Origin of the sequence: Bradyrhizobium lablabi (genome assembly GCF_018131005.1) — a bacterium.
Classification (GTDB): domain Bacteria; phylum Pseudomonadota; class Alphaproteobacteria; order Rhizobiales; family Xanthobacteraceae; genus Bradyrhizobium; species Bradyrhizobium lablabi_D.
Window position 1 is genome coordinate 1 of the sequence record NZ_JAFCJK010000035.1, and the last position, 1915, is coordinate 1915.

At 60.1% G+C, this 1915-nt stretch carries 1 protein-coding gene; it reads left to right on the forward strand.

Annotated features, from left to right (window positions below):
• Positions 1-1915 (forward strand): AAA family ATPase (locus JQ553_RS34190; RefSeq protein ID WP_212504473.1); only part of this gene is annotated, 1915 nt, incomplete at both ends.

Sequence of the window (1915 nt, forward strand, 5' to 3'; positions counted from 1 at the left end):
TTCTGCCCTTCACGGCGGCCGATCCCATGGAGTGGGTGCACTGCCATATTGCCAGAAAGCCGGTGCCGCCAGGGGAGTGGTTGCAGAGTGTCCCAGCGCCCGTCTCGGCGATCATCATGAGGCTGCTGGCCAAGACACCCGAGGATCGTTACCAGACCGCTGGCGGTGTCGAGCGCGATCTACGGCGTTGCCTTGCCGAATGGGAAACCCGAGGCGATATCGACGAATTCCCGCCCGGGGAACACGACACTCCGGACCGGCTGCTGATCCCCGAAAAATTGTATGGTCGGACGGCCGAGATCGATACCCTGCTCGCCTCCTTCGACCGTATCGTCGCCGGCGGCAGGCCGGAGTTGGTGCTGGTTTCAGGATACTCCGGCATCGGCAAGTCCGCGGTCGTCAACGAGCTTCAAAAGGCACTTGTTCCGCCCCGCGGTCTTTTTGCATCGGGCAAGTTTGACCAGTACAAGCGCGACATCCCCTACGCTACCCTTGCGCAGGCCTTTCAGAGCCTGATCCGCCCGCTTTTGAGCAAGACTGAAGCGGAGGTGCGGCAATGGCGGAAGGCGCTGCTCGAGGCGCTTGAACCGAACGGTCGGCTCATTGTTGATCTCGTCCCGGAATTGAAGCACATCATCGGCGAACGGCCACCGGTCCCCGAGCTGCCGCCACAGGATGCGCAGGGCCGCTTTCAGCTGGTGTTCCGGCGGTTTATCAGCGTATTCGCGCGGCCGGAACATCCGCTCGCCCTGTTCCTCGACGATCTCCAATGGCTCGATGCAGCAACGCTCGATTTGCTCGAGGATCTGTTGACCAGGCCGGATGTGCAGAACCTGTTGTTGATTGGCGCTTACCGCAACAACGAAGTCGATCCCATCCACCCGCTGATGCGCAAGCTCGAAGCGATGCGCCAGGCTGGAGCGATATTGCAAGACATCGTATTGGCACCCCTAACCTGTGAAGACTTGGGACAACTCATCGCGGATTCTGTTCACGGCGAACCAGAGAGAATCACGCCGCTGGCACAGCTGATCCACGAGAAGACAACCGGCAATCCGCTTTTCGCTATTCAGTTCATTTCTGCGCTCGCCGACGAAGCATTGCTCATTTTCGATTATGGCGAGGCGCGATGGTGCTGGGACCTGAATCGCATTCACGCCAAAGGCTACACCGACAATGTGGTGGACCTTATGGTGGGGAAGCTGAACCGCCTGTCCGCCGAAACCCGGAACGCATTGCAGAAGCTCGCCTGTCTGGGCAACGACGCAGGGTTCACCATGTTGCGGATCGTCTACCAGGACTCCGAGCAGGAGGTACATGGCCAGCTTTGGGAAGCGGTGCGGGCAGGGCTGATCTTTCGTTCGGAAGATTCCTACAAGTTTCTCCACGACCGTGTTCAGGAAGCCGCCTACTCCTTGATCCCGGAGGAATCGCGTGCCGAAGCCCATCTCCGAATAGGGATGCTGCTCGCAGCGCTGACTCCTCCAGAGAAGCTGGAGGAGACGGTCTTCGAAATCGTCAATCAGCTCAATCGCGGCTCGCATCTCATCACGTCAATTGGGGAGCTTGAGCGGGTCGCAGAGTTGAATTTCATTGCAGGTAAACGCGCCAAGACCTCGACGGCGTATGCCTCGGCGCTGAACTATCTGGTCTCCGGCGTAGCACTGCTGCCAGGGGAGTCTTGGGAGCGCCGGCATGACCTGATCTTTGAGCTGGAGCTGCACCGGGCCGAATGTGAGTTCCTCACTGGTGCACTGGCGGAAGCCGAGCAGCGCCTGGCGGTGCTGTCGGCCCATGCCGCAACGACGATCGAACGAGCCCGCGTTACCTGCCTGCAGGTGGATCTTTACACGACCCTGGATCAGGCCAGCCGCGCGATCGCAGTCGGTCTCGACTATCTCCGCCACCTCGGCAT